Origin of the sequence: Paraburkholderia sp. BL6669N2 (assembly GCF_003387275.1) — a bacterium.
Lineage (GTDB): Bacteria > Pseudomonadota > Gammaproteobacteria > Burkholderiales > Burkholderiaceae > Paraburkholderia.
Genome location: NZ_QUNA01000002.1, coordinates 1,439,149 through 1,461,811, shown reverse-complemented (window position 1 = coordinate 1,461,811; position 22,663 = coordinate 1,439,149). Strand labels below are relative to the sequence as shown.

Here is a 22,663-nt window from a genome sequence, read left to right as displayed (position 1 = left end):
GCTGGGTTCGAGGTTGAGCTCGCAGAGTATGGAATTGTCGACTGCGTTGCAGGTGCACTGTCAATTCGTCAGTTCCGTCTCGAAAAGCCTCTGGCTGTTGTCCCCAATAGTGCGTCGCCTTGAAGATCTTCTCACCCCCGTTCGGGGAAAAGTTCGCGGCGACAGATTGATTCTTGTGAAGTCTCGACGGCCAAAGGTCGTGAGACGGCTGGAGGAAGCAACATGTCTGGAGTTTCTCCTGAATCGCTGAAACAATGTTTTCCGGCATTTCTCGACATACCTGAAGAGTTCCGCTTCGCGTCGCAGGTTCATCAGCGCGTCTCCCTTGTCGACGGGAATTTGGTCGCCTGGGAGGGAGATTGCAAGACAGTACTGTCGCCCGTGTGCGTAATGCAGCCTGATGGCTCTGTACAACAGGTCGAAATCGGCAGCTACCCAGTGATGGGCGAGGCGGAAAGCGACGCGGCGTTAAATTCTGCCGTCAGAGCCTACGACGCGGGCCGGGGCGAATGGCCCACAATGACGGTGGAGCAGCGCATTACGTGCATGCAGGAATTCATCAAACGCATGATTGTGCTGCGGGCTGAAATCGTCAATCTGATCATGTGGGAAATTGGCAAGAGTTTGGGCGATTCGCGAAAGGAATTCGACCGGACGGTCGAGTACATGGGCGCAACGATCGAAGCCCTCAAGGTGCAAGACAACGCCAGCTCTCGCTTTGTCATTGCTGAGGGCACTATCGGTCAAATACGGCGCACACCGCTTGGCGTAGTCCTGTGTATGGGACCCTACAACTATCCGTTGAATGAAACTTTTGCAACACTGATTCCCGCGCTTTTGATGGGCAATACCATCGTGTTCAAGCCGCCGCAATACGGCACGCTTCTGTTTTACCCGCTGCTCGAAGCGTTTCGTGACGCGTTTCCCAAGGGCGTAATTAACACGATTTATGCGCCCGGAGCCGTAGTGGTGCCGCACATGCTGGCGACGGGAAAGATCGCCGTGCTGGCATTAATCGGTTCGAGTAAGGTGGCCGACCATTTGAAGAAACAACATCCGAAGTCGCACAGGCTTCGGGCGATCCTTGGGCTCGACGCCAAGAACGCGGCCATTGTCCTTCCGGATGCGGATCTCGATCTGGCCGTGAAAGAATGTCTGCTTGGGACACTTTCATTCAACGGTCAACGTTGTACCGCGCTCAAGATTCTCATTGTGCATGAGTCCATCGTCGAGCAATTCATGGAGCGATTTGCCGATGCGGTCGGTAAGCTGAAAGTGGGCATGCCTTGGGAGACTGGTGTGAATATTACGCCGCTGCCGGGATTACATAGGACCGCCTACATGATCGCTGCTATCGACGATGCGGAGGCCAAAGGGGCGCGTATTGTGAACGAAGGTGGTGGAACGTTCTGCCAGACGCTTTTCTATCCCGCCGTTATTTACCCCGTGACGGAAGAAATGACTCTTTATCGTGAAGAGCAGTTTGGTCCACTTATCCCGATCACACCATTCAAGGATATTGAAACGGCGCTTGAGTACGTGATCACGTCGGATCATGGGCAGCAAGTCAGTATCTTCGGCTCTGATCCTTCCCAGATAGGACAGCTGGTCGATCCGCTCGTCAATCAGGTTTGTCGCGTAAATCTTAACTGTCAGTGCCAGCGCGGGCCAGACGTTTTTCCGTTCGCTGGCCGCAAGGATTCTGCTGAAGGGACACTCTCTGTGACCGACGCGTTGCGCGCATTCTCGATTCGCTCGATGGTCGCAGCCAAGCAAACGGACGAGAGTAAGATTCTCCTCGACGCAATTGTCACTGATCATCGATCGAGGTTCATCAAAACGGGGTTTATTTTCTAGGTTGTTGTTTCCAGAGATACCCATGCATGTCCAGACAGGTGTGCGCTGCCAAGGCGCACACCTGTCGGGCTGCGCGGCTCCTGTCTGTCAGGAAAATGGCCGGCCTAGTCGCGGTTCAGCGATCCGTCGAGGGCCCATTGCCGTGCATTATCTGACCAATGGCCCGGGAGACTCCGACGCCATATGCAGGGTCCGCTTTCATACAGTGTTCGATGTGAAGCTTCCGAATCGGCTCTGATACGTTGCTCAACTCGCGGGCGGTATTCTCAAATAGTGCGTGTTGGTGGGGCGGGGTCATCAGCCTGAATAGCGCGCCTGGTTGCGAGTAGTAGTCTTCGTCGACACGGTGGTTCCAATGGTCCGCCGTACCTTCAAGGCTCAATGGCGGCTCCCTGAATTCCGGCTGCTCGAGCCATTCCTTACGCGTATTAGGTTCATACGACGTTGCGCCGCCGGCGTTGCCGTCGACTCGCATCGTGCCGTCTCGGTGATAGCTGTGAAGCGGGCATCTCGGCGCGTTTACCGGAATCTGGTTGATATTCACGCTAAGGCGATAGCGTTGTGCATCCCCATACGAAAATAGCCTTCCTTGCAGCATCTTGTCCGGAGAAAATCCAATACCCGGCACGACATGCGCGGGGTTGAACGCCGCCTGTTCCACGTCCGCGAGAAAGTTGTCTGGGTTTCGGTTAAGTTCGACCACGCCCACTTCGATCAGTGGATAGTCCCGATGGGGCCATACCTTGGTCAGGTCGAAGGGGTTGATTCGGTACGTGGTCGCTTCGCGTTCCGGCATGATCTGTACAAACATGGTCCAGCGCGGAAACTCCTTCCTTTGAATGCTCTCATAAAGATCGCGATGCGAACTCTCACGATCATGTCCAATCAGTTCCATGGCCTCTGCGTCAGTCAGATTCTTTATGCCTTGCTGCGAACGAAAATGGAACTTGACCCAATAGCGTTCATTCGCTGCGTTTATAAAACTGAAGGTATGGCTGCCGAAGCCATGCATGTGTCTAAATGTGCGTGGAAGTCCGCGATCGCTCATGACGATGGTGACTTGATGCAACGCTTCGGGTAATTGGGTGAAGAAATCCCAGCTGCTTTCTGCACTTCGCAGGCCGGTTGCAGGATCTCGCTTTATGGCGTGATTCAGATCCGGAAACTTCAGCGGGTCACGTAGAAAGAAAACCGGTGTGTTATTACCCGCCAGGTCCCAGTTTCCTTCTTCTGTATAGAACTTCAGTGCGAACCCCCGAATGTCTCGTTCGGCGTCTGCGGCACCCCGTTCGCCGGCGACAGTCGAAAAGCGCGCAAACATTTCGGTTCTTTTTTCAATCTCTGAAAATATCTTGGCCCGCGTGTACCTCGTAATATCATGCGTGACGGTGAAGGTCCCATAGGCGCCAGCCCCTTTGGCATGCATGCGGCGTTCCGGTATGACCTCGCGGTCGAAGTGGGCCAGTTTCTCCAACAACCAGACGTCCTGAAGGAGTGCGGGTCCCCTCGGACCGGCAGTCTGCGTGTTCTGGTTGTCAACGACTGGGGCACCAAAACCGGTAGTAAGCTTGTTCATTCTAAACCTCTCGGCAATCAACATCAGCGACATAGATAACGTAGCGTTAGTGGTCTAGACTTCGCTCAATGCGCTTAGTGATTGTCTGTGCTCGGAGTTGGGGCTTGCTGTTTGCGCCGCGCGACCTGCGCGGTGAAAGACGGATGGACGTCCGGATATGACGTGTCTGTGACGTAGTTGAGCCCGTTCTGTTGGGCGTCGATCAATTCCTGATAGACCTGAGCTCGCGTCTTACTTTCGGCGAAGAGACTTGCCGAAGCGAGGGCCGAGGCGAATATAGCGATAAAGACGATTGCTTTCATGATGACCTCCTGCGGTGAAGGGCGGCCCTAGACCACCACATCGATAGCGTTGACCAGCGGACTAACGAGACCACTATCCGCTCTGGATACGTCGCGCGTCTTATTGTTTCGCACTGCGGCTGTAGCAATGGCACGCGGGCCTCCGCCAAATTGGTGATTACAAGGCCTGTACCTGAACCGGTTCGGAGGGCTCGCCGTCTTTTGATGGTGCGATTATCAAGTAGCGTCGCTTGTTCCGTGGCGACGCATCGCCCGGGGAAACTACTTGCCGAATTTGTCCGATTGCATTGACAATCGCGGCGCCCGCTGGATTCGTCATGAAAATCGCCAATGCTTCAATTGGACCTTTGCCGTCTGGGGTCGCCGCAAGCCCTAAAAGATACTGCTGTCTCGGTCGAAGTCCACTGGCGGATACCTGCAATACCTGGAGTAGGCCTTGGTCGAAGAGAGCGACCGTCGTCGGTGCATTCGCGGTGCTCGATCCTTCCGCTACGGCGGGCACTAGTGCGAGATGGGTAGCCCGGCCTGCCACATTGAGCGCCTGGAGATTTTGCGTGCCGTCTCCTTCCGTCACGGCGTTTGGTACGTAGGCAACCGCTTGTGGCGCCTGTCCGATGGGGACGGTCGCGATCACTTTATTGGTCAGTGTATCGATCGCCACCATTTCGTCATTGTTTTCGAGTCCGACATAGACTCGATTGCCGTCACCTGATGGCCAGATTCCGTGCGGTAGATTACCGACAGGGATGGTCGCTACCGGCGCAAAATTGTCCGTACGAAACACTTGGACCTGATTGAGAGCACCCACCGTTATGTAGGCAAATTGTCCTTTAGCGTTGCGAATGAAGTTTACGTGATTGGTGATGGGGCCAGTGTCAATGTTCTTGAGTAGTGCGAACGGTGGCTTGGCGTCGAAAACTTGTACTTTTCCTATGTCCTTTAGCGTAAACCACACCTGTTTGCCATCGGGCGTAGCCGCAATATTTGGGCAGAACGGACTGGCCTGGGTTACCTTGCCAATGATGGTGTGGTCGGCTACAGAAATCACCTCCGTTTCTGGCGTGAACGACGAACACACGTAGCCGTACTTGCCGTCCGGCGAGAAGATTTGCATGCCGGGACCGTTCGGGACGACAATTCGATCCTTCTCTTCAAACGTCTTGCCGTCTAGAACCGAAACATAGTTTTCGCCGCGTATCGTTACCCAGACTTCTTTGCCGTCTGGCGTGAAAAAGACCTCGTGGGGCGCCCGGCCGACGTAGGTGATGTGTTTGACCGTATTGGTCTGCGTTTCGATGAATGAGACGGAATTCGTGCCAATGGACACTACGGCAATAAGGCGATGGTCTGGCGAGAAGCCCATGCCGTGAACAAGCACCTGCCCACGATATAGTGGACTCATATTCCCCGGAGAAGGGTCGCCAAGGCGAATTACGCCGAGCAGTGTGTTTTCTACAGGGTCGATTACGGAGATGGTGTTGGAAAACTGCTCGGCCGCATACACCCGGTCTTGGTGACTTATTGGCACATCAGGGGCTGACGACGAGTCGGGTGCTTGTCCAGCCCATACGAATTGGTAAGCAACGAACGCAGCGGCGCTTATTGCACTAGTCGAGAAACATCGCTGTTTCATGATGACTCCAGTATCGCATATGGAAGTTGACCCTTCCACCCGTAGTCGTACGACTAGGGTTGAGTCAACGCGGCTGTGCAATCCCGTGTGAGAATGCCGGCAGTATTGGGCTCATAGGGCGGTATCGGTTCGCCCAGGGCGACGCGCATCGCAACGATTTCCTGCCGCTGTTCGACGACGATTTCCTGTGCTATACGGCGTAAGTGCTTGTCATGGCCGTAGCGAAGTTCCGCCTGAGCCATGTCTATAGCTCCTTGATGGTGTGGCACCATCATTGACACAAAATCCTTGTCGACATTGCCCACCGGTTTGACGGACATGTCGTCCATCATCCTGGTCATTGCGTTTTCGCTTTCCGATAAGAAGCAGGGCTCTGAACTAGTTGCCATATTCTGATTGCCCGCGAGCGCCGGAAGCGGAGAGATGCCACACGCAAAAACAGTAATCGTGGTGACACGGAGGTGCTTAAACGAAAATTTCTGTGGTTCTAGCATGAAGCTCGCTCCTTTCGCTATGCATCGATTGCCAGTTTTTCCCGCAAGCGAGTCGTTTGTACAGTCAAACGGGGCTTAGAGTGGAGTGTCATACATCCAGTAATAGTCGCTTTCCGCCGCCAGCCACCTCGTCTGCGGGAACCGAACAGCAGAGCAGTGCTTCGTCATCTTCTACTTTGAATTCGGCTTCGAGGACGTAGGCCACAGCGCCATCCAATATTCTCGTGCGGCAAGTGCCACAACTACCGCCACGACAGCCGAAGTCGGGAGACAACCCGCGTGACTCTGCGAGATCAAGCAACGAGCCGCTTTCGGGGAACCAGCTAGCTTCCTTGCCAGACTTCACGAACACTACCGGCGTAGGCTTGGATGCAGCCGCCCGCGCCGGCTGTGTATCGATTGCCTTTTCCCGGCGTCGCTGGAGCGATGCTGGGCCAAAAGACTCCGCATGAATGCGGTTATCGGCGACGTTCAGGTTTCGTAGGCCGTCGTAGACGGACTGCATGAAGCCAGTTGGGCCGCACATGTAAAAATCGTAGTCGTTGAACGGAAGCGTACTGCAAAGCAATTTGGCATCGATTCGGCCGACCTTGTCGTAATCCTTGACCTCGAGCGCGCCCTGCGGGTCGCTCAGTAGACGGACAACCTGCACGGCGTCGCCGGAACTTGCTGCCAGTCCGCTGATCTCCTGGTCGAACGCACGCTCGCTCAAAGAACGCGCCGCATGAAAGAACCATGTCTTGCGAATGCGTCTCGTGCGCAGGCCTTCGTAGACAATATGACGCAACATAGCGAGCATGGGTGTCACGCCTACCCCTGCCGCCAAGAGAACAACAGGACGTCGTTCGAACGCATCGACCGCAAATTGGCCAGCCGGCGCTCGTGCTTCAATCACGCTTCCGATCTGGATGTTGTCATGCATGTGTTCCGACACGCGGCCCTGGCGCTTGATACTGACTCGGTAGAGGCCGTCAGCGGGGGACGAGGACAGTGTGTATGTTCGTATGACCGGCTTGTCGCATCCTGCAGGTGTCAGCCGAATAGGCAGATGCTGCCCGGCTGTGTGTGGGATCAGTCCGGCGTCGTCGAGCGGTTCAAGATGGAACGATCGGATGACGCTGCTCTCATCCACGATTTTCGTAACCTTGAATGGTCTCCACGCGGTGGCTAGCGCCGCCGCTTTCAACCGGCTGGCGGCCTCATCCCAGCTACCCGTCATCAGAGAGTTGGGTGACCAGCCGTTCGCCTGAAGCTGCCAGCGTAACGGCAGTGCACCGGCACGGTAGATAATCCGCTCAGGCGTGACGCGCCATAGCCGCTCAGCACCTTGGAATGCGGCGATTCCGGGCGACTCGAGATCGATCTCGGCGTAGCCGCATAGGTGCAGCATATCCCCGCTTTCGAAGTCCACGAAAACGAGGCCCGCACGCGGGTTGATGAGAAAGTTGCCGAGGGTTGCGAAAAAGAGATTCCCTGCGAAGTCCGGAATCGTCAGGACACCGCCTTCGCTAATACTGACGAAGCCTGCCTTACCGCCGCGATGTGATACATCTACCTGACGTCGGCCGTCATCGTCGTCGATGTACGATGAAACAAAGAACGTATCGGCGTTCCGAATGAGCGCTTGCGCTTCGACAGAAAGGTGCTCTAGTTCAACGCCGCCAGCCGGTGCCAATGTTGCAGGGTCGCGAGCGAAATTGAAATCACGGGCCTGGATGTATTGTGGGCAGTTGCCAAAACTCTGGGTCACCTGCACGCAGAAGCCAGCCGAAGTCCTTTCGCTCACGATTCCATTCAGGCGGTTGCGCCGACGCGTGTGCAATTCGATACCGAGCAAACCAACGGCCGACCCGTCGTTCAGTCCCGTGGTCGTCGGGTCGTCAGGGTCCAGCGCTGCTTTGACCGTCAATGCGCGGCTTGTCGGTGATGCGAGAAAACCCGGCATGCCAGCAATGAGTGTTGCCCAAGTGTTGCCCCCTGCATCGACCGCGCCTAAGACAACGAACGGCAGTCGGGAAAAGAACTCACGATGCTGGTCCGGCATCGCGTCGCGGATGACCCGTTTCCCAACTTCATGCATTCGAGCCTCAACCCCGAGCCGTCGCTGAAGAGTCACCTCACCCGCATGCCATGGTGAGGTGGTCGGGTTTGTAGACGGTATGGTCATTCTAATACTCCGCGCAGCGGTCAAGTATCGGACAACGTCGTTGCTGGAACGGTCAGCCGTCCACAGCTAATCCGACGGGCGTCTTCTTGAACTCAACAAAACCCGGCAGTGCTTCTATACGGCGTAGCCACGCGTTCACATTGGGGTAGCCAGATAAATCGACGTTTCCCTCTGGCGCACGAGCGATGTAACTGTACAGCGCGACATCCGCGATAGTCGGAGTGTTTTTCGCGATAAAGTTCTTACCGGCGAGTTCCGTGTCGATGAACTTGAGCACGCCGTGGGCACGCGCGATAACTTCCTCCGGATTGCGGTTCGCACCAAAAACTGTAATCAGACGTGCCGCAGCAGGGCCGTAGGCGATTTCTCCAGCAGCGACAGATAGCCAGCGTTGAATGGTTGCCGCCGCCTCGGCCTCTTCAGGAAGCCAATCCTCTTTGCCAAGCTTCTTGGCGAGGTAGACGAGGATCGCATTCGAGTCAGCTACTTTGATGTCACCGTCGACGAGAACCGGTACCTGCCCGAAGCGATTAAGCTTGAGGTATTCAGGCGATTTGTGTTGTGCAGTCATCAGGTCGACCTCAACGAGCTCGTGCTCGACACCCAGTAGTGACAGGAACAGGCGCGCGCGGTGAGAGTGTCCAGAAAGCGGGTGATAGTAGAGCTTCACAGTAATACTCCTTGGGGGTGAGCTTCTTGAGCGGCCGTAGTATCTAGTAGAGCGGGGCAGGTCAGTTTCAACCGGTAGGGTCAAAGGCCAAGATCGCTCAGACCAGGATGGTCGTCTGGACGTCGCCCAAGAGGCCAGTGAAACAGTCGATCCGATTCCTGAATGGGGAGGTCGTTGATGCAGGCGTAGCGATGAACCATCAAACCATCGTGGTTGAACTCCCAGTTTTCATTTCCGTACGATCGATACCAGTTGTTCGAATCGTCGTGAGACTCGTAGGCGAAGCGAACCGCAATCCGGTTACCGGTGAATGCCCATAACTCTTTAATCAACCGGTAGTCCAATTCTCGCCGCCACTTTCTCGTTAGAAGACCGACTATTTCCTCTCGCCCGTTCGCAAACTCCGCCCGATTGCGCCAGCGCGAATCGACTGAATAAGCCAGACAAACACGCTCGGGGCTACGGGTGTTCCACCCATCTTCGGCAAGACGGACCTTCTCAACAGCGGTTTCGGCGGTGAAGGGCGGAAAGGGGGGGCGTGATTCAGATGGCATGATTTGTCTCCGACTTGGGTTCAGGACTTGGCGAATTCGAGCAGGTCTGCATTCACCTTGCCAGCGAGTGTGGTGCACATGCCATGCGGCGCGCCGGGATACACCTTGAGCGTTGCGTTCTTGATTAATTTCGAAGAAAGTAGGGCGGAGTCGGCAATCGGCACGATTTGATCGTCATCGCCATGCAGAATCAATGTTGGAACGTTGACCTTGTTGAGATCTTGTGTGAAATCGGTCTCCGAGAACTGCTTGACGCAGTCATATTGCCCTTTTATGCCGCCTGACATTCCCTGCAGCCAGAACGCGTCAATAACCCCCTGTTTTGGGGTGCTGCCTTGGCGGTTGTACCCGTAGAACGGCATCGCAAGGTCTCTGTAAAAGTGAGCTCGATCGATTACACCGCTACGAATCTTGTCGAACACATCGATTGATAGTCCGCCAGGGTTTTCGGCTGTCTTTAGCATGATCGGAGGCACCGCTCCGATCAGTACAACCCTTGAAAGGCGTTTCGTTCCGTGCCGACCGATATATCGGACGACTTCGCCGCCACCGGTCGAATGGCCGACCAGCATGGCATCGTGTACGTCCAGTGTGTCAAGCAGCCCGGCGAGGTCATCGGCATACGTATCCATGTCGTTGCCGTTCCATGACTGACTTGAGCGGCCATGCGAGCGCCGATCATGGGCGATAACCCGGTAGCCTTGTAGTCCAAGGAAGAGCATCTGCGGGTCCCAGGCGTCCGCATCAAGCGGCCAGCCGTGCGAAAAGACGACAGGCTTTCCTTTGCCCCAATCTTTGAAGAAAATCTGAGTACCATCTTTTGCTGTGTAGACGTTCATAGCATCGGCTCCCCGGTGTGTGGCGTGGCCGGCAGTATTGTCGGCAGTTGAATTACCGGCGGCGAACGAGACAGCCGGGAGGCTTGCAATGGCGGCACTAGCGCTTATTACATGACGACGCAGGGACGAGAACTCTGCGGTTCGTTTCTTTCCGTTCACGGTACGCTCCCGGTGACCACGATGACGATTGATCCACAGTTCGTGGAATCGAGCTGTCCAATGGTCGGCTGCCCTACGACATCGCCTCGACGACGGCATCGGTTGATAGAACCGCGTGCGCGAGAAACTGGTAGTTGACCATCGCGGCGAGGTAGCCATCGCCCCATACCGGGTGTCGAGGTCCTGCCGTCGCGTCTTTGACTACGCAGACTTCGAAGCCTTGCTCAAGAAGTTCGCGCAAATGCGACTCGACACACATATTGGCAAGCATGCCGCCAAGCACAATCTTGTTGATCTGACGCTTGCGCAACTGGAGGGTTAGGTCATTTGTTTGATTGCCGAACACCTTATGTGGGCTAACCACAATCGTCTTTCCATCTTCGATATAGGGCTTGAAGGTGTTGAGCCAATCCGCGCCTGAGTTTTCGAATCCGTCGAGGCTGAGAGCGCCGCTGCGACTGAACGTTCCTGTGTCAAATTCCATGGTCTCAAGCGGTCCATTCATTTTCCAACCTTTATCCGTCGGGAAGAAATAGTGAGGGGAGATGAACACCTCAAAGCCACCGGCCTTGGCTGCCTTGAAAATGCGCTCCATGTTCTCGACCGTACGGTTCTCGGTAACGCTTGCGCCGACCACTCCCCAGTTGAGCCCTGTCTTACTCAGGACGTCGTTCTGCGGGTCAATGAAAACCACTGCGGTATCACTCTTACGGATGTCCATGACGTGCTCCTTGCGTGACAGTGAACCGAAAATGACAGGCGCCCGCGTCACCCTGATGCGGAGTTGGGCGTAGCCTGACTGCTCCGCTCAGCAACGGCAGACTTTCGGGGGTGCGGTTAAGCGTCGTGCTGTCTTGCTAATTTGCAAGACGCTGAGCGGTATGCCGCTTGTCAGGACCGACTGCATTCAGACTCTGTGACGCAACTATCTACTTTGCGTATCAGAACGTCTTACAATTTCGCACTAGGCACTGTTGAAATGGCACGGAGAAGACGGCGCTCGCCGATCGACGCAAGGCTGGTCGAAGAATTTTCTCAGCGCAAATTGATGCGGACGCGTCGTGACCTCGGGTGCCCACGCTACTTCTAATGTCGCGCACGTACTGTCTCCCGCTTACTGGCGCGAGCGCGGTTGGGGCAATAATGTAATTTGTATGTGAGCGACCGCAGGTGTTTTTTCCCGGATACGTTCGAGGTTAAATGACCTGTCTATGAGTAGGCGATTTAAGGTGAAATATATCGGCGATTCGCTGCAGGCAACGGTCGAGGTCGGCACGCGTGTCAGGTGCGCCCAAACAAAGGCGTACGCCTTGAGGCGCATTGGACACAGAAAATGCTTCACTGCCAGCGATGGAAACCCCGGCAATCCGCAGCTGGGTGGTAAATGCGCTGAGTGTCCAATGTGACGGCATCTTTACCTGCTCATTTTGAGCGTGCGCTCCGGACGCGGGCTTTGTAGGCCTAGATCGGATGGAAGTGCCTCTGGTGGCGCGACCAGCTCAGTCTCAAGTTAGATTTCTGATGAGACGCTCCGAATCAATATTCCTACGTAATGTATTCTGCTCCAGCCGTGCGCGGCTGAAACGAATCCGATTACCGGTTGAGAGGCCTTGCCAGCTGCGATCTGTTGCATTGGCGGCTTTTCGTCATACCTTTGTGACACTCCATGCGTCCGGCTCGCGGCGCGGTATTGCAATGCGACCTATATGCCGCGCGAACTTGGCTACACGTGTCGTGCACGAGTTTTTCATGTCGCTACGAGACGTGTATAGAACGTTCTTGCGATACTTTCCGCGCTGTGCATGCATGTCCGAAGCCGTGTATCCTGTTCGCTGAATTGTTGATTGACGCGTCGTACCCACTTGAACTCGCGTCCTGACTGTTCTGTTCTGCGTTCAATGCCTTGTGGCAACAGTTTGGTCATTCCGTGACGCTTTTGAGGGCGCTACTCATTTTGATATGGACATAGACAGGAAGCCGGAAGCCCTCTTCACGGAGTTTGCAAAATTCGGGTTTTTCGAGGATTCGCTACGGATTGAAGGCTTGCATGCGAAGTTCGATCGGCACGAGTTCGCTACCCATGCGCACGACACGTGGGCCATAGGGGCAGTTGTGTCGGGTGCGAAAGATATCTCGGCAAGGCGAGGGGCGAAACAAGTTGTAAGCATCGGCGAGTGTTACTCGCTGCCTCCGTATCGGCCGCACGCTGGAAAGTCCGTAGCGGACCACTGCGAGTATGTGATGTTGTATGTTCCCGATGCCGAATGGAGGGAACAATGCGAAGTCTATGGCGTTGACCCAGCGCTTTTTTTGAGCGCGGTACCGAAGCAGCCACTGTTAGCGAGGCAACTCGCTTCCTTCGTCAGTCTCGTGCTTCGACATCCCGATATGCTTTCCAAGTGGGCTGGAGAGTGGGCGGTGTTTTGCGAGACAATTTTGTCGCCATACAGCCATGTCCAATCTGTTCGATCTTCTGCTGCCCTCAGTCGCGTAAGTCGAGATCCCGCTATACTTCGCGCGCATGACTACTTGAGAGAATTCTGGGACAAAAACGTGTCCCTGACTGAGCTCGCGCGGGAAGCGTCCATGTCCACGTATGAATTATGTCGACGGTTTTCTGCGGTCTATGGCTTGACCCCGCACCGTTATCAACTTGTTCTTCGGGTGATGAACGCCAAATCCAAATTGCTGCAGGGTGCCGGCATTTCTGAGGTTGCGAGCGATACTGGGTTTTCTGATCAAAGTCATTTGGGGCGGCACTTCAAATCGGTCTTTGGCTTGACTCCTGGTAGCGTGGTCAGAGAGGTTGCTCGCGCCAGAGGGAAATAGCGCTATGGCGTGCGTTTGCGACAGGTTTGGCGCCCTTGTAGTGCAATTACGACCACAACCGTGACGCAGAACGCATACCCTCGATATCGAGCAAGTCAGATTGCTCTTCAAGAGAAATGTTGACGCTATTTTCCAGGTTTTGTACGTCAAGGATCATTAACAATCTCTGCTTGGTAGATTGATTGGAACTCAGTCACCGTAATTTCATCGGCCGTCTTTGCTGTAAACATTGTAGATCCTACGCGTATGCTCACCATTTTCACGCTTGTCTCGGTCTAGCCTGTTGCGCGGTTGCTTTAGTGAGGCGCTTGGCGGGGTACCTCGGGCGCAACGCGCTGACTACGCATCACCGTCCATCAAGTCTAGAACGTCATTTTTCAAGAAGCTCCTCGCTAACTCGATTCCCACCAGCGGGGCTTGCGGAAAAGGCAACGGTTTTCACGCTCCAGCCGGTGTCCCGGCTGGCCGGTCCAACCATCGTGCGTTAGTGTCCAGCCATAGTGCAAAACTGAAAGACCGACTTGTAGAGAGCGGCTCATTCTGGTCGCGAGTCCAGTTCCACAGGAGGGCGCTATGAAAGAGATCATTGAAGGGTTCCTAAAATTCCAACGGGATGTATTTCCGTCGCAGGCAGCGTTGTTCAAAAAGCTTGCGACTTCACAGGCTCCGACCGCTTTATTTGTGACGTGCTCGGATAGCCGCGTAGTTCCAGAGATCTTGACTCAGCGAGAGCCGGGAGACATCTTTGTTATCCGCAATGCCGGCAATATTGTTCCGTCCTACGGCGGTGAGCCAGGCGGAGTTTCGGCGACGGTCGAGTACGCGGTGGCCGTGCTCCGGGTCAGCGACATCGTGATCTGTGGACATTCCGACTGCGGCGCCATGACGGCGGTTGCGAAGGACAAGGATCTCTCAAATCTGCCTGCGGTGGCGGGTTGGCTTCGGCATGCGGACGCTGCCAAGGCGATAAGCTGCGCGCATGAGCATGCATCATCTTCCGAGGCCGTTGATTCGATGGTGCGTGAGAACGTCATCGCTCAGCTTGCAAACATCCGGACGCATCCGTCGGTCGCGCTCGGACTTGCGAACGGATCGCTTACGTTGCACGGTTGGGTGTATGACATTGAAACTGGGTCGATTCTTGCGCTCAATGGAGAGACCCGATGCTTTGTTCCGCTTGCCGAGTTCCCTCAAGCCTGTGCAACCCCTGTAATGGAAGCCTCGCGCTTTGCCTGATCCATTACCCTCTCTTAAGGAAAAAATCATGCTTCAGACTCTGGTATCCCCGGTCTCCCGTCAGGCGCTTACGGAAGAGGTGATCGAAGCTAAGGCTCGCAGGGGCCTTTCTTGGCAAGACCTAACTGAAGGCACCGGTCTTAGCCTCGTGTTTCTGACGGCGGCATTGCTGGGCCAACACCCGATTTCCAAAGAAGCCGCAGAGACCGTCTGTAAGAAGCTCGAGCTCGGTGACGACGCAGTGGCCTTGCTACAGCTTGTTCCACTGCGCGGCAGTATTCCGGGAGGACTGCCGACGGATCCGACAGTTTATCGATTCTACGAAATGATCCAGATTTACGGCACAACGCTGAAATCGTTAGTTCACGAAATGTTCGGAGATGGGATCATCAGCGCGATTAATTTCAAAATGGATTTGAAGAAAGTCGACGATCCCGAGGGCGGCCAACGCGCGGTCATAACACTTGACGGCAAGTTCTTGCCGACCAAGCCTTTCTAAGGACTTTGCGAGATTCTGCGGGCCGCGCTCAACAGAAAAGCGATCGGTCCCGCATCGCGGCCCTTGGGCCTGCATGCTGCATGCAGGTGCACCAGCCTCGGCGCTGCGCTGACGCCTGCCGCATTTGGGGTTTGTGCAGACTGTATTGCCCGGAGTTTATGTCACAGGGAGAGAGTCATGACGTCCAAGGCCGCAGAAATGGCGAGCGAGGAAGCCGAGGCAAAGACCATTACCCCGAATTTTCATTGCGCCGGGTCGGGCGGATTGTTCGCGGCTGTCCCGGTCGCCTCTCGGGGCAAGCCTCCGGGCCCCGAAGGCTTTGTACTCGAGGAAATTAAGCCAGACATCTTCTGGATAAGCGCCGGTGGCTATGACACGATCTTCATGCCGACGGGGGACGGGGTAATTGTAGTGGATGCGCCTCCGGCGTTGGGACCGCATATGCTGAACGCAATAAGAGCGAAGACTGAAGAGCCGATCAAGTACGTCGTCTACAGCCATTCTCACTTCGATCATATAGGCGCGGCAAACCTCTATCCGGATAGTGCCATTCGCATTGCCCACTCTAGCACAGCAGACCTGCTTGCCCGCTATGCCGACTCACACCGACCGGTTCCCAACATCGTCTTCAAAGATGAATATGTTCTGGAAGTTGGCGGCAGGAAACTTGAGCTACGTTATCACGGCAACATCCACCAGCCGGGAAATATCTTTATCTACGAAGCGGCCCAGCGTGTCCTGATGCTCGTCGACGTGATCTTTCCCGGCTGGGTGCCCTTCAGGAATCTGGCGGTCGCGAACGACGTCCACGAATTCATCAAAGCTCACGAGACCGTTCTCGCGTACGATTTCGACGTCATGGTTTGCGGCCACCTCACACGCCCCGGCACGCGCGCTGATGTCGAAGCACAACGCGAATATGTTCAAAACCTTCGTGCTGCATCGAAAAACGCGCTTGCGACTGTCAAGATCGAAGATGTTGGGAGCAGAACCGGATTCGACAACTTATGGGCGTTGATGGATGGTTACCTTAACGACATGATCGAGATGGCCACCAGGACTGTACTGACAGTTTCGACATCAGACGGGCGCCTCTGGAGCGAGCGCCTTGCCGGCGCAGACGTGTGGACGAAGCATCACGCGTTCTCTATGATCCAGGCGTTGCGTGTCGAGAACCCGGATTGACGCGTCGCCTGGCAATGGAGAATTTGTTTCGCATCGGGCGACGCAATCTATTGGAATACTATTCTGACGCCCTCAGGGCCGCCACGGAGTCACGCAGCGCGGTACGAAGCCCTTCCTCGACCACAGGGTGATAGAAGGGCATCTCCAGCATGGCATCCACCGTCAACTTCATTTGTAACCCCCAGGCGAGCAGATGCGCTATGTGTTCGGCGTCGGGCCCGATCCATTCAGCGCCCAAAAGCATCCGGGTCGTCTTGTCGACGTAGACGTGCATCAATCCCCGGTTGCGAAGCATTATGCGACTGCGTCCTTGATCTTCGAAGTTCACTTCACCCGTCACGAAGCTTTCCGCCGCGAGGTCGGCGTGGCGCGCCCCGACCATCGCAATGCCGGGATCAGAGAACACGATGGCTATGGGCGCGCGCCGAACCAGCGGGACGACATTGGGAAAGTGGGCCGCGTTGGTGCCGGCCGCGCGGCCTTCGTCGCTGGCCTCATGCTGTATCGGCAAGACTCCGTTTGCGTCGCCGGCGATGAAGACCGGGTGCCTACCTGCTTGTAAGGTATGCGGATCAAAGACGGGATTGCCTTGAGAGTCAAGGGTAAGCGACGTGTTCTTGAGGCCCAACCGGTCAAAGTTTGGCTTGCGGCCTGCTGCGACTAGCACGTAGTCAAAAGATTCTTCGACGACAGTGCTCACGTTAGTCCGAAAGCGGATATGCACTTTCTCGCCGAGACGCTCGACAGTTTCGACTTCCGCGCGTGCTTGGAAGCGAAAGGAAGTGCTGAATGTCTGTTCAGCGTAAGCCTTGATCTCCGGATCGGTAAGCGGGCCGACTCGCCCGCGCGCGCCAATGACGGTTACATCGACGCCGAGGTACGCGAGCGCCTGACCAAGTTCCAATCCGATAACGCCGGCACCGATCACAGCAACTCTGCGCGGCAGATCATTCCATTCGAAGACATCGTCGTTGACTATCAGGCGGTCGCCCAGAGCCCGATATTTCTGCGGAATAACCGGCGTGGAACCGGTAGCGATCACAATGCTGCGTGCTCGCACGCGAGTATGGTCGCCGACCTGAAGAAGACCATCGTCGATAAAGTGAGCATAGCCGCTGAGCTTTTCGTGAGCAGGGATCGCTTCCACGCTGTCGAGCACGAAGCCAACAAGCCGGTCACGCTCGCTCTTCACACGCTGCATGACTTCGCGTCCGTCGATACGGATAGAGCCTTCCACATGCACACCAAATGGCGCGGTGTGAGCGGCAGAATGTGCTGCTTCGGCTGCGGCAATCAAGAGCTTTGACGGCATGCAACCGACGCGAGCGCACGTGGTGCCGTGCGGACCGCCCTCAATCAGGACTACGGACGCGCCGGCCGCCTTGGCCGCGCGGTAGGCCGGAAGCCCGGCACTGCCGGCACCAATTATCGCTACATCGATTTGAACTGTTTTCATGACTTCCTCTAAAAGGTAAGCGCAATGACTCACGATGGGCTGGGCAGTCAGCGTGATGGATAATCCGGCGCTCAGGTAGTATCGTGTTGACTACGATGTCGTTACTTTATGCATACGTGCTGGCCGTGCTAATTCCTGAGCGGCGCACAAACCTGCTCAATCGGATCAAATGGATCTGCTCAGTCGAGTTCTTTCGCTCATTCCTGTCAGCGGTCGCCTGGACGTGCGCTGCCACTTCGGCGCGCCATGGGCTATTTCACAAGGCCATGCGGCTGCTCGGGAGATTCCCTATCACGTGCTGCTGTCGGGCGATGCTGTGCTTGATCAGGGAGACGGGGTTTCCGAGAAGTTGGTCGCTGGCGATATCATCGTTTTTCCGGCAGGTCGTCCACATCGTATTCATGACGGGAGTGGGGAGGTGGCAAGACCGCCTGTTGAGCGCCGCAACATATCGCTGACGATCGCAGAAAACGAAGGATTGGGCGCGCGTGCCGACATCCTATGCGGACGTTTCCTCCTCGGTGCGGTGCCAGACCGGCTGTTGCGTGATCACTTGCCGGCCCGGCTTGTCGTTCGAAGCACGCGACACGCCGGGATCGAGCCGGCGTCTAGTATTGCGGATTCCCGGCTCTCGCGATTGATCGGGCTCATGAGAGAAGAGTCGGTCGAGGAGGGACCTGGCAGCGAGACGCTGGTGAATCATCTTTCGGCGGCCTTGTTTGCGTTGACGTTGCGCTTCGCAAGTGAGGGGCCGCAGGCGCCGCACGGGCTCCTTGCACTGGCGGGGCGACCTCGCTTACAGGCGGCCGTAACGGCAATGTTCGAGTCGCCCGACAAGCAATGGACGCTGGAACAGTTTGCGGGGCTTTGCAACATGTCGCGTGCAACGTTCGTTCGCCAGTTCCAGGAAGCAATCGGCCGCTCTGCAACCGACGTGTTGACCGAGGTCCGCATGACAATCGCCGGTCGTATGCTGGTGCAGTCGGCCCTGCCGGTCGCCGACATAGGCGAGAAGGTCGGTTATCAATCTGATGCGGCATTTCAACGGATGTTCAAGCGTTTGGTTGGGGCAACGCCATCGCGCTACCGAGCGTCACGCGGAAAATTGCTGTCGGACTAGATGCTCGAGGCGAGGAAGACGGACCAAACTTCCACCGTATCTTGGTGGTGAGATCCTAGGCACGGTTGCTACGGAACCGTTCAGGGGTGGAGTTGCCCAAATTCGGCGATTGATTCGAAAGAGCATTTTGGTGAGCCGTTCGGCCATTAACGAAACAGATGTGGGCTCCTATAGTTTGGTTACTCCGTCCTAAACGGTAACCTTCTGAAGGAGCTTAACCGTGAAACGCATTTACCTTGCTGCCATCGTCGCGTCTGCTTTGACTTTTCCTTTGTTGAGCCACGCCCAAACAACCACAACGAATACTAGCCGTGCTGATGTTCGTGCTGAACTCGTTGCTGCTGAGCAAGCCGGCCAGTATCCGCAGAGCTATTCACATTACCCTGACGCAGCACCGGATGCTGCACTGGAATATGTGGCCGATCGCTCCGCTGCTCGTACGGGAGCTGAAGGATCGTACGGGTCGTCTGGGATGACTCGGTCAGAAACGGGCGTTCGTCTTCCGCGCAGGCATGCACTGACGCGCGCGCAGCCGGACAGTAATGACATCTATCGCGGTCAATAACTCTGGGCGTCCAATTTTCCGATTGCAGTTCACTGAATGGTAAACAACATGAACACTGTAACGATCTACACCACTCCGACTTGCCCCTACTGCATTGCCGCCAAGGCCTTGTTACGCCAGAAAGGTGTGCAGTTCAACGAAATTGGCATCGAAGGGGATCGGGCTGCGGCCTTCTCCCTTGCTGGGCGAACTGGCCGTGCCACGGTGCCACAGATCTTCGTCGGTGCGAAACACATCGGCGGGTTTGACGACTTGAATGCACTTGAACAAGCCGGTCGCTTAGACGAGTTTCTTGATCCGACGAACCAGAAAGCTTAAGGGAACTTTCAGGAAATAGCATCCGATGCAGAGAAGCACACGCAATCGCAGAGGCAGGTTGTCCGCGTAGGCAATTCAAGGATCTAAGCTGACTTCCGCGCTTGCGTGCGCATCAGAATCTGAAGCGTTCAATGCCCAATCTTCCATATCGCGCCCGACAATGCTGCTGTAAGGCAGATCGCCACCGAGATCACCGATGCGGCTGCAGTAATGGCGAACAGTACATGCATATTTGTGCCGAAACGGGCTACGCACACCCATCCTATACCGCCCGCAATCAGCAACCGCGAGGTGCCAGCAAGCGTAGGCCACTTTGGCTTTCCCACACCTTGCGCTGCGAAACCTAGAATGAATGTGGCCCCGACGGCGCCGTAGAAGGGGCCTACGATGCGCAGGTATGCTGCGCCGGGTTCGATGACGGCCGAATCGCTGCTGAACAGTCCAATCCAGACGTGGGGGAATATCGCTGCAAGTGCCCCGACCACCTCCATGAAAAGGCTGCCAGTCAGGACTCCAGTCCACGCTATGCGTCTGGCCCGGGCCTGGTTTCCCGCGCCGCTGTTGATTCCCACCATCGTCAGCACAGACGTTCCGAGGCCGAACAAAATCGGAATCAACGCGTAATCGAGACGGGCGGCCATTCCGTACCCAGCCAATGCCGTCGTGCCAAAAAAGCCGACGGAGGCTGTGACGATAATGACCATAAGATTCAACTGGACTGTGCTGATCGAGGCCAGTGCGCCAACGCGAAGTATGTCCAGAAACAGGCGCCATTCGATCTTCGACCGTCGCAGGCGAAGCCCCGAAGTTCCTCGCAACAGGTGCCGAACTAATACAACGGCGGCAATCGTGTAGTAGAGGCTAACAGAAACGCCTGCGCCAGCTATGCCGAGTCGCGGAACAGGGCCGAACCCGAAGATCAAAGCAGGGGATAAAAAGACGAGTAGGAAGGAACCTACAAGTGTGGTGATTGCTGGCACTTTTACAGCGCCGGACCCACGAAGCGCTGCGGAACATAGATTGACGATCCAAACTGGTACTGCCGCCGCGAACACATACTTGGAATACTGCAGCGCGGCCTGATGAGCCTCGGCGCTTCCGCCGAACGCACTGTAAATGGTAGGCCCGGCCAGGATTGCGATGGCCGAAAACGCTAGTCCGAAAGCAATGGCGAGTATGAGAGCGTGCAGCACCAAAGCGTCAGAATCGTCATGGCGGCCGGCCCCCTTCGATCGGGCTATGGCAGACGCCACGCCGCCGCCAATTCCGCCGTTAGACATCATAGTCATCAGCATGGAAAAGGGGAACACCAGCGCCACGCCCACGAGTGACGCTGTTCCAAGAAACCCGACGTAGTATGTCTCTACGACACCTACGAGAGTCTGGGCAGCAAGTACGATGATGGTCGGGATCGCCAGTCGCAGCATGGTCGTGAGGACCGGGCCATCGAGGATTGCGTTTGTGCTGGACGATCCATGACCTGAGGCGCGGTGGGAACCTGAATGCCGATCGGATGCCCGTCTCTGAGGGCTACCGGTTAGTCCGACGGAATGGTGAGATGGGGCCGGGTAGTCCTCATCGTCAATTGGCTTCTGAAGTGGTCTCAACTAGCTGTCCCTGCAGTTGTGTGTCAGGCAATTTGCGGATTGACGCGTTCGCGCCGCGCCCCTTCGGGGCCGCGTTCCCGACGCCTGAAAGTTCAGGTGCGGCCATCCGGACCGCCGTTCGAGATGCAGCTCGGCAAGAGGTTAGCTAAGCTCGATCATTGGTCTGCCGTCTCTATGAACGCGGACGTCCGCTCTCTGAGATTACGCAGCGTAGATGAAGTCGTTTGCCGGATATAGAACGTTATTGCTGGCAGAGATGTGACGCGCGCCGATCGGTGTGCCGGAACCACTATCGGACCTTCATGTAAATTCGTCAACGTCTGAAGCTGCGCGGCGCACCTGCTGTGCTTGGCGAATTCGCGCGGCTTATCGAGGTTTGCTGATGATCAGCGAGCGTGCATGTCGAGCGCTCAATCCAACATTCAGGCCGTTATGGACCGACTTCAAACAATGACGACGTTGTGACCGTTGTCGAAACGGAGGGTTTCGCGTCAGCGGCGCGCAAGCTGAATGTGTCTCCGTCGGTAGTGAGCCGGATGGCGGCCGAGTTCGAAGGACGGCTCGGTGTCAGGTTGCTAACTCGCACTAAGCATATCGTCAGGCTGGCCGATGCCGGGTCGACGTATTTCGAAGACTGTCGCCGCATACTTGGAGAAATTGAAGCGGCGGAAGTAATCACGACCGGCGCGCACGCGGCGCCGTGAGGCCAGTTGACGGCGACTGCACCAGCGGTGTTTGGCAGCATGCATCTTATACCGATTGGGCTTGACCATTTGGAGCGCTATCCGTCGGGCAACGTTAACTGTTGGTTTCTCGACCGCGCTGTGAATCTGGTCGACGAAGGCGCGGATGTCGCGGATGTCGCGGTGCGTATTGGTGAACTACCGAGCTGTTCCCTGCAAGCGATCGCGGTGGGCAAGGCTCGCGGCGTCCTTTGCGCGGCTGCCGCTTACCTCGAACGATATGGTTCGTCCAGGGCGCCGGACTCTGGGCCGCCAGACCACCATTCAACCTAGCGGAGTCTCGCCTGCACCTGAATGGCGCTCCCGCCCCGACCAGCGGCCGCTTGCCGTCCCAATTCAACCACGCCCGACTATGGCGATGCACGATGCCGCTATTGCGGTAATCACCGGACGACAGGTAACCACGCGCTCACTGAGAGATCGGGTGGCCAGCGGACTCGAGCCAGGCGTGCTGAAGATTGTGCTGGCCGACTATGAACTAGGGCTCGTCCCTGTGCATGTCGTCCATCGCGAAGGCCAGCACGTGAATCAGAAGGTCCGCTCATTTCCGGATATTGCCATCGAGACATTCCGGACAAGGGCGTCGATTTGATAAGCCGGCCATGACGACGCTTCCTCACAGCTGGGCGAGCCCAGCCGCGTCCACTTATTTTGATGCGCGGGAGCGAGACGTCTCCCGGCCGGGTGTGGAAGGTTGTTGTGACGAGTGAATGAGACACCGTCGGAGTGCATGGTTTCAAGCACATCATGCAGAGACATGCTGAATCGTGCAGAAGTGTAAAGGTTTGATGCAACGATCTGAGAAACTATGATTGCTATTAATCGCTCCGCTATCCCTGTGTTTATCGGCGTGC

The 22,663-nt window shown here is 56.1% G+C and carries 19 protein-coding genes and 1 pseudogene; 9 read left to right on the top strand and 11 right to left on the bottom strand.

The annotated features are described in order from the left end of the window. Window positions 1-222: 222 nt before the first annotated feature. The gene (locus B0G80_RS29080; protein WP_116121441.1) at window positions 223-1,857 is read left to right on the top strand and encodes an NADP-dependent glyceraldehyde-3-phosphate dehydrogenase; all 1,635 of its coding nucleotides are present in this window, start codon (window positions 223-225) and stop codon (window positions 1,855-1,857) included. A gap of 115 nt (window positions 1,858-1,972) precedes the next feature. On the opposite strand, the gene B0G80_RS29075 is transcribed toward B0G80_RS29080, so the two are convergent. The 9 genes from B0G80_RS29075 to B0G80_RS29035 form a co-directional block, all read right to left on the bottom strand. Continuing rightward, window positions 1,973-3,433: a catalase gene (locus tag B0G80_RS29075; protein ID WP_116123751.1), complete on the bottom strand. Its 1,461-nt coding sequence runs from the start codon at window positions 3,431-3,433 to the stop codon at window positions 1,973-1,975. A gap of 74 nt (window positions 3,434-3,507) precedes the next feature. Then, entirely contained in the window at window positions 3,508-3,735 is a 228-nt protein-coding gene (locus tag B0G80_RS29070; RefSeq protein WP_116121440.1) for a DUF4148 domain-containing protein, read from the bottom strand. Window positions 3,736-3,892: 157 nt separating this feature from the next. Beyond that, window positions 3,893-5,368: a YncE family protein gene (locus B0G80_RS29065; RefSeq protein ID WP_116121439.1), complete on the bottom strand. Its 1,476-nt coding sequence runs from the start codon at window positions 5,366-5,368 to the stop codon at window positions 3,893-3,895. Window positions 5,369-5,421: 53 nt separating this feature from the next. Then, a complete protein-coding gene (locus B0G80_RS29060; RefSeq protein ID WP_116121438.1) occupies window positions 5,422-5,862 on the bottom strand; it encodes a DUF305 domain-containing protein in 441 nt (146 codons plus the stop codon). An 88-nt stretch (window positions 5,863-5,950) separates the two neighbouring features. Continuing rightward, window positions 5,951-8,029, bottom strand: coding sequence for a pyridoxamine 5'-phosphate oxidase family protein (locus B0G80_RS29055; RefSeq protein ID WP_116121437.1), 2,079 nt, complete (start codon window positions 8,027-8,029; stop codon window positions 5,951-5,953). A 52-nt stretch (window positions 8,030-8,081) separates the two neighbouring features. Beyond that, window positions 8,082-8,699 carry a glutathione S-transferase family protein gene (locus B0G80_RS29050; protein WP_116121436.1) on the bottom strand — a complete coding sequence of 206 codons (618 nt, stop codon included), beginning with the start codon at window positions 8,697-8,699 and terminating at the stop codon, window positions 8,082-8,084. Between the two features lie 80 nt (window positions 8,700-8,779). Continuing rightward, the gene (locus B0G80_RS29045; protein WP_116121435.1) at window positions 8,780-9,253 is read right to left on the bottom strand and encodes a nuclear transport factor 2 family protein; all 474 of its coding nucleotides are present in this window, start codon (window positions 9,251-9,253) and stop codon (window positions 8,780-8,782) included. Window positions 9,254-9,273: 20 nt separating this feature from the next. Next, on the bottom strand, window positions 9,274-10,092 hold the full coding sequence (locus B0G80_RS29040) for an alpha/beta fold hydrolase (protein ID WP_116121434.1): 819 nt from the start codon (window positions 10,090-10,092) through the stop codon (window positions 9,274-9,276). A 232-nt stretch (window positions 10,093-10,324) separates the two neighbouring features. Continuing rightward, entirely contained in the window at window positions 10,325-10,972 is a 648-nt protein-coding gene (locus B0G80_RS29035) for an isochorismatase family protein (protein WP_116121433.1), read from the bottom strand. A gap of 1,238 nt (window positions 10,973-12,210) precedes the next feature. On the opposite strand from B0G80_RS29035, the gene B0G80_RS29030 reads away from it, so the two are divergent. The 4 genes from B0G80_RS29030 (at window position 12,211) to B0G80_RS29015 (ending at window position 16,000) form a co-directional block, all read left to right on the top strand. Next, window positions 12,211-13,080 carry an AraC family transcriptional regulator gene (locus B0G80_RS29030; RefSeq protein WP_116121432.1) on the top strand — a complete coding sequence of 290 codons (870 nt, stop codon included), beginning with the start codon at window positions 12,211-12,213 and terminating at the stop codon, window positions 13,078-13,080. Between the two features lie 573 nt (window positions 13,081-13,653). Further along, a complete protein-coding gene (locus tag B0G80_RS29025) occupies window positions 13,654-14,316 on the top strand; it encodes a carbonic anhydrase (protein ID WP_116121431.1) in 663 nt (220 codons plus the stop codon). Window positions 14,317-14,344: 28 nt separating this feature from the next. Continuing rightward, complete coding sequence (gene cynS / locus B0G80_RS29020; protein ID WP_116121430.1) at window positions 14,345-14,815, top strand: cyanase; 471 nt, start codon at window positions 14,345-14,347, stop codon at window positions 14,813-14,815. A gap of 177 nt (window positions 14,816-14,992) precedes the next feature. Then, window positions 14,993-16,000 carry an MBL fold metallo-hydrolase gene (locus B0G80_RS29015; protein ID WP_258879066.1) on the top strand — a complete coding sequence of 336 codons (1,008 nt, stop codon included), beginning with the start codon at window positions 14,993-14,995 and terminating at the stop codon, window positions 15,998-16,000. Window positions 16,001-16,058: 58 nt separating this feature from the next. Here the strand turns inward: B0G80_RS29015 and B0G80_RS29010 are convergent, their stop codons facing one another. Continuing rightward, complete coding sequence (locus B0G80_RS29010) at window positions 16,059-17,456, bottom strand: dihydrolipoyl dehydrogenase (protein ID WP_116121429.1); 1,398 nt, start codon at window positions 17,454-17,456, stop codon at window positions 16,059-16,061. Window positions 17,457-17,625: 169 nt separating this feature from the next. Between B0G80_RS29010 and B0G80_RS29005 the strand changes: the two genes are divergently transcribed. From B0G80_RS29005 to grxC, 3 genes are all read left to right on the top strand, one after another. Continuing rightward, complete coding sequence (locus B0G80_RS29005) at window positions 17,626-18,576, top strand: AraC family transcriptional regulator (protein WP_116121428.1); 951 nt, start codon at window positions 17,626-17,628, stop codon at window positions 18,574-18,576. Window positions 18,577-18,796: 220 nt separating this feature from the next. Beyond that, the gene (locus B0G80_RS29000) at window positions 18,797-19,141 is read left to right on the top strand and encodes a DUF4148 domain-containing protein (protein ID WP_116121427.1); all 345 of its coding nucleotides are present in this window, start codon (window positions 18,797-18,799) and stop codon (window positions 19,139-19,141) included. A gap of 48 nt (window positions 19,142-19,189) precedes the next feature. After that, a complete protein-coding gene (gene grxC / locus B0G80_RS28995) occupies window positions 19,190-19,459 on the top strand; it encodes a glutaredoxin 3 (RefSeq protein WP_116123749.1) in 270 nt (89 codons plus the stop codon). A 128-nt stretch (window positions 19,460-19,587) separates the two neighbouring features. Here grxC and B0G80_RS28990 read toward each other — a convergent pair whose 3' ends face one another. After that, window positions 19,588-20,886 (bottom strand): MATE family efflux transporter, encoded by a 1,299-nt coding sequence (locus tag B0G80_RS28990; protein ID WP_116121426.1) that lies wholly within the window; start codon window positions 20,884-20,886, stop codon window positions 19,588-19,590. A 612-nt stretch (window positions 20,887-21,498) separates the two neighbouring features. On the opposite strand from B0G80_RS28990, the pseudogene B0G80_RS48265 reads away from it, so the two are divergent. Continuing rightward, a pseudogene (locus B0G80_RS48265) lies at window positions 21,499-22,401 on the top strand (LysR family transcriptional regulator). The last annotated feature ends 262 nt before the right edge of the window (window positions 22,402-22,663 follow it).

Bases quoted from the DNA above. Each gene is read 5' to 3' on its own strand.
- B0G80_RS29030 (WP_116121432.1), top strand. From the start codon at position 12,211: ATGGACATAGACAGGAAGCCGGAAGCCCTCTTCACGGAGTTTGCAAAA.
- B0G80_RS29045 (WP_116121435.1), bottom strand. From the start codon at position 9,253: ATGCCATCTGAATCACGCCCCCCCTTTCCGCCCTTCACCGCCGAAACC.
- B0G80_RS29015 (WP_258879066.1), top strand. From the start codon at position 14,993: ATGACGTCCAAGGCCGCAGAAATGGCGAGCGAGGAAGCCGAGGCAAAG.
- B0G80_RS29005 (WP_116121428.1), top strand. From the start codon at position 17,626: ATGGATCTGCTCAGTCGAGTTCTTTCGCTCATTCCTGTCAGCGGTCGC.
- B0G80_RS29060 (WP_116121438.1), bottom strand. From the start codon at position 5,862: ATGCTAGAACCACAGAAATTTTCGTTTAAGCACCTCCGTGTCACCACG.
- grxC (WP_116123749.1), top strand. From the start codon at position 19,190: ATGAACACTGTAACGATCTACACCACTCCGACTTGCCCCTACTGCATT.
- B0G80_RS29035 (WP_116121433.1), bottom strand. From the start codon at position 10,972: ATGGACATCCGTAAGAGTGATACCGCAGTGGTTTTCATTGACCCGCAG.
- B0G80_RS29055 (WP_116121437.1), bottom strand. From the start codon at position 8,029: ATGACCATACCGTCTACAAACCCGACCACCTCACCATGGCATGCGGGT.
- B0G80_RS29075 (WP_116123751.1), bottom strand. From the start codon at position 3,433: ATGAACAAGCTTACTACCGGTTTTGGTGCCCCAGTCGTTGACAACCAG.
- B0G80_RS29025 (WP_116121431.1), top strand. From the start codon at position 13,654: ATGAAAGAGATCATTGAAGGGTTCCTAAAATTCCAACGGGATGTATTT.
- B0G80_RS29070 (WP_116121440.1), bottom strand. From the start codon at position 3,735: ATGAAAGCAATCGTCTTTATCGCTATATTCGCCTCGGCCCTCGCTTCG.
- B0G80_RS29040 (WP_116121434.1), bottom strand. From the start codon at position 10,092: ATGAACGTCTACACAGCAAAAGATGGTACTCAGATTTTCTTCAAAGAT.
- B0G80_RS28990 (WP_116121426.1), bottom strand. From the start codon at position 20,886: ATGCTGCGACTGGCGATCCCGACCATCATCGTACTTGCTGCCCAGACT.
- B0G80_RS29010 (WP_116121429.1), bottom strand. From the start codon at position 17,456: ATGAAAACAGTTCAAATCGATGTAGCGATAATTGGTGCCGGCAGTGCC.
- B0G80_RS29080 (WP_116121441.1), top strand. From the start codon at position 223: ATGTCTGGAGTTTCTCCTGAATCGCTGAAACAATGTTTTCCGGCATTT.
- cynS (WP_116121430.1), top strand. From the start codon at position 14,345: ATGCTTCAGACTCTGGTATCCCCGGTCTCCCGTCAGGCGCTTACGGAA.
- B0G80_RS29065 (WP_116121439.1), bottom strand. From the start codon at position 5,368: ATGAAACAGCGATGTTTCTCGACTAGTGCAATAAGCGCCGCTGCGTTC.